General features: G+C 60.1%; 3 protein-coding genes. 1 reads left to right on the top strand and 2 read right to left on the bottom strand.

Annotated features, from left to right (window positions below; translation table 11 throughout):
• Together VGY55_09240 and VGY55_09235 are read right to left on the bottom strand one after the other, a co-directional pair.
• On the bottom strand, window positions 1-1,143 hold a 1,143-nt coding region (locus VGY55_09240), incomplete at its 3' end, for a hypothetical protein (GenBank protein HEV2970162.1).
• Between the two features lie 371 nt (window positions 1,144-1,514).
• On the bottom strand, window positions 1,515-5,393 hold the full coding sequence (locus tag VGY55_09235; protein ID HEV2970161.1) for a hypothetical protein: 3,879 nt from the start codon (window positions 5,391-5,393) through the stop codon (window positions 1,515-1,517).
• 555 nt (window positions 5,394-5,948) lie between these two features.
• Between VGY55_09235 and VGY55_09230 the strand changes: the two genes are divergently transcribed.
• Window positions 5,949-6,736 (top strand): zinc ribbon domain-containing protein (locus VGY55_09230; GenBank protein ID HEV2970160.1); only part of this gene is annotated, 788 nt, incomplete at its 3' end.

The following is a 6,736-nucleotide window of genomic DNA, read 5'->3' as shown; positions in this document are numbered from 1 at the left end:
ATTGAACGAAAACTCGCCACCGAGAACCATCACTCGTCCGTCCTGCATAACGACGGATCCATAAAACAGGCGACCGGTGTTCATCGACGCCAATTGCGTCCAAGTCCCGTTGGCGTAGTTGCCCGTCGCATCGGGAGTCAGCTTGAACCAGTCGGCCGTCGGCTGGTCGGAGCCGCCTTGCGCCATCACGGAGCCATCGGGCAACAGCAGCATGTGACCGATGCCTTCGTTGAGGATGGCCGCGGCGACGAGAGGGTTGGTCGTCGGCGTCGTGACATTAATCTGCGTCCAAGTTCCCACTGCGGGCGGAGTCGACAAGACCGTGAGTGTGCCGTCCACGCCGATATCCGCGCTCCCATTGGTCGGCGCCGGGCCGAGCGTGTACTTACGGCCGGTCGCGTCGAACATGTCGGTCGGGTTTGCCCCGGCCGCATTGGTGGCGGCAAGGTTGATTTGCGTCTTACCAAGCGCGGCAGTCGATTTGATATGGAAGTCGATCATCACGAGCGAATCGATCGAGCCGACGACCGGACCCGTGGGCGCGCTGGTGGGGCCAGCGAAAACCAGGTCGGAGACGTTTTCGGGCGATGATGTCGCCGTCGTGCTGATGATGTTGGCATACTTGTTTGAGGCCGCGAGGTGGATATTCAGTTGCCCCGGATTCGCGGCGGAAATGCCGACGGTCAAGGTCCAACCAATCGGCGGCGGATTACTGTTTGGTTGGAGGCTGAACGGAAACTGAGCGACGACGTTCGATGGGATCGTTCCGAGATGAACGTCGGACCGGCTGACGCTGAACACGTTCGGATCGAAATCGACGGCAAAATCCGCGCTGCTCAGGCCGGCTCGGGTGCAGTTGATGTAGGCAAGCGCCGCGGGGTCGAATGAAGTGTTCCCCCTTCCCGTGAACGTCGAAATCAGCGAGCCGCCGAGGTTGTCCGTAAGCTGATTGACATTTATTGGAACGGCCACAATGCCGTTCCGCAATCCGACCAGAGTCGTCGGAATGCTCAGTGTCGGATTCGAACTCAGCGTCAAGCGCTCTTCGAGCTGCTCGAACCGGCGCGCTGATTTGCGGTCGTTGCGACGTTTATTCTTGCGGCCGAGGCGGGGCTCGGAATGGGCGCGGTGGTTGCCAAACATGGACAAGACTCTCTCCTCACGAACGAGATAGAAGGTTCCGGACGAGCCACGGCGGGAAATCGCCGCGTAAGCTAGACGCAATCCGCTGCGCCGATTCAATAACGATGCCGATCAAAAACGTGCAATTTCCATTATGTTTTAACGACGTGGAAAGTCTAGCGCGAGGCCCGAATCGCCATGGCCTTTCGCTTCTTGTAACTCTGTAGTCGAATGCTGCAAACCACGGATTACGCGGATGACACGGATTTTCTGACCAGGGCCAAATCCATTTCTTGCCGTGTCTTAACCGTGAAATCCGTTTAATCCGTGGTTCTCCGCTTCAAAGGGCTAAGCTATTTCAAAATGGAAATGCCTTGCGAGGGTCGTTGGCTCTAGCCCAAATAGATGCCGAGGAAATTGGGATCGCTCTCCAGAATGAAGTCGATGATCGCGTTGGTGGACGGATCGTATTGGCGAATCGTATTGCTCTGTCCGTGCGTCGATTGGGCGGTGTAGACATACAGGTGGCCGCCGACCGACTTCGCGACCGTACGCACCGCCGTATTCGAGCCGCTGCCCGCGTAAGGAGTGAACGTGTTCGTAACGATGCCATTCACTCCGTTGAAGATCCGGACCATCGGCGAGCCGGCATTTGCCTGGCTGGCGATGACTTCCGGGACGGTAACACCCGGCCCGACGCTGATTGCCGAAACGTTGACTCCGCCGCGATAGCTGGCGTCGAACGGATAGAAGATCCTGAATGGATTATACGATGACGCCGCCAGCTTCACGTCGAATGTTTCGATCAGCGACTGCATTCCGGATCCGGAACCGACGATCACGTCGCCGCGACCGTCTAGATTGAGATCGGCCACGGCCACCGTCGAGCCGCCGATGAAGCCCGTTCCGAAGACGGTGAAGTCGCGGTACATGGTGACGGGCACGGCCGGGACCGTCGGGAACTGATCGTGCCAGACCCGGACCTCGGAGACGCCGCGGGCGGGGACGGTGACGATGTCGTCGAGTTCGGTCTTACCCGCCGCCGTGCCCTCGATATTGCCCGCGGCGATATTGATCCCGTTGGTCATGGTCGACGCATAGGCCTGGAACTGGAACAACATGTTTCCGAACAGATCGAACACCTTGACGGTGGGCGAATGTCCGGCCCCGGGGGCAACCGCGATTTCCTGTTGTCCCGTGTTGTCGAAATACCCGACCGCGACGCGAACGCCGCCGTGATAGGTCGTCTCGTAGGCGAGGAAGCCATTGGGATGCGCTGGATCGACCGACTGGCCGTTGGCGGCGAATAGGACTTTGACCAGCGGCTGGCCGGAAACGCTGGCGTCGGCGCCCTCGACAAGGATCGGATTGGAAACGGACGGGCCGGCATTTGGGATCGGCAGGGACTCGATATTGGTGAAATTGATCGGGTCGCGGTTGCTGAAAGTCCAATTGCCGTTATATGAATTGCCTCCGGCGGGAACGGCCGTCTTCGTGAGCACGAAGTTCTGCGTGCCGGCCGGGACGAGAGTAATCTGATCGCCGGCGTTGGCCGGGACGTTTCCTCCCGGCGCGCCGGTGGCGGTTGGTCCGTAACCGTTGATGGTGTAAACGGTGGTCGCGCTCGGAGCCACGGTGAACAGGTTTCGCTTTTCGGTGGCGTCAAGCTGCATCGTTTGCACGTTTGAAAACGTCACGCCGCCGAACGGACGGGGACTCGAGATGTCCGTCTTCACGCTGCTGGAGCCGACCTGATAGTTGAATGCTCCCGTCGAGCCGTGGTCGTTGATTTCCAAATTGTTGCCGATCCCTCCGCCGCCGTTGACGGTGATCGTGGCGCCGAGGAGGCTTAGCTGGCCGTTGTTCGCGGCGGCCGTCGAGCCAAGGTTGAACGCATTGCCTCCCGCAAGACCGCCGGTAAGCGACACTGAGTTTCCGAGGCCCAGCGCGAGCGTATTGGGGACATTGAATGTGTCTCCACTGGCGTTCGAACCATCGAGATCGATTTCGAGCTTCCCGCTCAAGACGGCGGTGTAAGCAATCGGAATCGTGGTAAATCCGCTGATTTGCGCATTGGTGAGCGTTACCGCGTCTCCCGCGGCGCCTCCGGCATCGCTGACGACGAGCTTGTCCGCCCCGGAGCCCGTGTTGACGGTGACCGCCGTGGTGGCGCTGATCCCCGCCGTTGTGCCCGAGACACCGGGTGCGCTATCCGAGATGGTGACGGCGTTGAGTCCGCCGTTGCCCGTGTTAATGGTCACCGAATCGGCGGTGGCGCTGAGCAGATTGAAGGCATTGTCGCCTCCCGCGCCGCCGGTCAGCGACAAAGTAGTCCCCGCACCGAGCGTGCTTGCGACCGAGACGTCGGTCGGTTGGGAGTTTGAAGTGTAAATGTTGACCGCCAGAGTTCCGCCCTCGGAGTAAGCGATGTAGGGCGGAGTGAAGCCCCTGATGAAGTTGTAGGTGACGGCGCCGACCAGCGTATTGGAGAGCGTGACATCGGCCGTGGTGCTGCTTGCGAGGCCTCCTTCGTCGCTGACATTCAGGATATCGCCGGTGCCAATGCCGAAGTTGGCCGTCACTTGGGCAGCGATACCGTCCAGATTTCCGCCGAGCGAGCCCAGAGTCGAGGTGACGTTGACGATGTCCCCGTTGCCGTCCCCCGTATTGGCCGTGACGGATAACCCAGCGGCCGTCTGGATATTGAATACGTTGCCGCCAATGGGACCCCCGTTAAGAATCACGGTGTCCAACGGCAGCGTGCTGGCGACGTTGAAAACCGTCGGCTGAGTGTCCGGACCGCGGAGAACGAATGCGAGCCCGCCGCCGCCAGCGGCTTCGGTGTAGGAGATTGGAAGTATTGTGGTGAATCCAGCTGGAGTTGTTGAAGTTGTCGTGCTGAATCCACTGATCTGAGAGCTGGTGAGCGTGACGTTGTCGGGATTAGCGCCCGACTGGTCGCTGATTGCCAGCGTGTTTCCAAGCCCACTGGTATTGACCGTAATCGCAGTGGCGGCGCCGATTCCGGCTGTATTGCCGGCGTTCGTCGGGGCGTCGGAGGCAATGTTGATCGAGTCCAAAGTGGTGGAATTGATCGTCAGTTTATTGACGGTGGCGGCTTGGATGTTGAACACATTTCCGCCGACGGCGCCGCCGTCGAGAGTCAGAGTGTTAAGCCACGGGTTATTAGCCGGGTCTTTATGTCCCACGATACTGGCGTTTTCAATGGTGCCAGTCACATCGAACGTGGTGGGCATCGCGTCGGCGCCGACGAGTTCCAGCGAAACGCTGCTGATGGGCACCGGCAAATTGAAAGGATCCGGTGCAACCGGATTGAAATAACTGATGGGAGCGGGGGAAATCCCCGTGATCGTGCCGTCTATTTCCGGCGGTGCCAACCCCGGGGCGCTGCTCAGGGTGACTGTGGGAGGCATCGTCAACGTCGTGTCACCCTTGTCGGAAATGATGACGGTGTTTTGTCCCGCGCCCTGTTCAATGGTCAGCGGGCCGGTGATGCCGTTCGTGTTGCCGATAAAATTGGGGCCGTCGTTGACAGCCGAATCGGACGATATATCGAACTCGTCGCCCCTTGAGACCGGGACTGGCGCTTGAAACTCGCCGGGATAATGGAAAACGCCTCCGGTGAGAAATGTGCTAACACCAGGGTCTAAAGTCACTGGATTGGGGCCGTCGGTGGCTTGAACGGCGATTCGATCGCCGCCATCTGTCGTGTGGTCGGCCACGAAGAGCGTCTGGGCAATTTTGCTGGTGTTGAAGGTCTCCCAAAGCACCTGAAGATTCGGGGTTTGCGTGTTCGAATCGGGAATCCCGTTCGTGTTGCCGCTCGGGAAAGGATCGTACTCGGCAACGGGACCGATGACGCCAAGACCGGCCTCCTTCCAGACGCTCATCGAAAAGGTTTCGTCCTGAGGTCGCGTATTCAGGCCGCCAGTGTTACCCCCGCTATTGACGTCTTCGAGTTCAACTTGGTTGGTTAGGCCAGGAATTTTGCTGATGCCTGGATCGTTGAGTTCAATCACAATACCCTGACCCGGCGTCAACGTCTCGCCGGGGCCGACCGTTATGTCGCCCTGTGCCTCTGCAGCGAGTTTCGGATTCCCTCCGCCAAGGTCGTCAATGATGTAATGGACGCTGTCGGATCCTCGGTGGAATTGCAGATCGATGGCGTAGTAGTCGGCATCCAGAGGAGTTGCATTTGGGTCGAGGTCGAAAAACCAGACCCCGGCGACCTGGTGTACGCGAACCGCCATCATGCGGCGCGATTCAAGCTGCTCGATTGCTAGTCGCCCCGCTTTGCGCGCAGATCCCTTCGCACGTCGGCCGCGGGAAGCTGGACGGGAGAATTGGCGCGAGACCCAGTCATTCAATGACATGCAGAAGGCTCCTCATCACAGTTGTTCCGGGGGCGCGAGTGGCCCCAAACCGCCGCCCATTTTGATGACGCTGCCGACCACGACGATTACGCAGAATAAAACAGCGCTCGTTCCAGCCTAAACAGCGGCTCCACAGCCGTCAACAGAAAGCACCGGTAAATCCGGTAAATCTTGCCGTGTCGCGATTGGCGGGAACCCGCAGTTCGCCGATTTCTCGACAGCCTCGGTCGGCAGGCGTACACTGACGGAAATGAAACCCCGTCGGACCGTCCATGTAGCGGTCTATTCCGGCCAGCGCGATCCTCGGTTCGCGAGCGAACCGGCCAACGAACGATCTCCGGCGACCGACCAATTGCTGGAGTACGGGCTTTAGCTTGCGGACGACAGCCTGAAGGCTGAACTCCAACAATCCGACCTCCGGCCTCCCCTCCCATGCGTCTCCTCATCGCCTGCCCTGCCTGCCACCGCCAATATGACGCCTCCGGCCGACCGGCCGGCGGGCGGTTTCGCTGCCGGTGCGGCCAGGTCGTCACGATCGCGCAGCCGCAAGGACACGATGCGACGGTGGTGCGCTGCGCCTCTTGCGGGGCGCCGCGGCACGAGGGGAATTCGCAGTGCAGCTTTTGCGGCGCCGATTTCACGCTGCGCGAGCAGGACCTCGACACGATCTGCCCCCACTGCTTGGCTCGCATCAGCGATCGGGCGAAGTTCTGCGACCATTGCGGCAACCCATTGGCGGCCGAGCCGCTGAGTATCGAAGAGACTGCTCTGATTTGCCCGGTATGTGGAGAAGGCCACCGCTTGAACAGCCGCGCTATCGGCGGAGGTTTAGTCCTGGAGTGTCAAGCTTGCGCTGGAATTTGGGTAGGGACCGAAACGTTCCGGCAGCTCATTCGGCAGGCGAGTCAAGAGGGACAGAACGCCGACCATCGCGATCCGCCGCCGGTCTCCGAACATTGCGCGGCAGTGGGCGCCGAGACGCATCCGCAGCACGCCTATATTCCCTGTCCGGTTTGTCACGCGCTGATGATCCGGCAGAACTTTGGCCATCGCAGCCGTGTGATCGTCGATGTCTGCAATCGGCACGGTATCTGGTTCGATGCCGAGAAGCTCTCGTGCATTCTCGAGTGGGTTCGTTCCGGCGGCTTGGCGGCGGCCAATGAAGAATCGCAAGCGAAGGCGACCCGCGACGCCCGAATCGAAGGGCGACTGATCCGTGA

Source organism: Pirellulales bacterium, assembly GCA_035939775.1.
GTDB lineage: Bacteria > Planctomycetota > Planctomycetia > Pirellulales > DATAWG01 > DASZFO01.
Note: the sequence above shows the minus strand (reverse complement) of the source record. Positions and strands in the feature narration are given on the sequence as shown.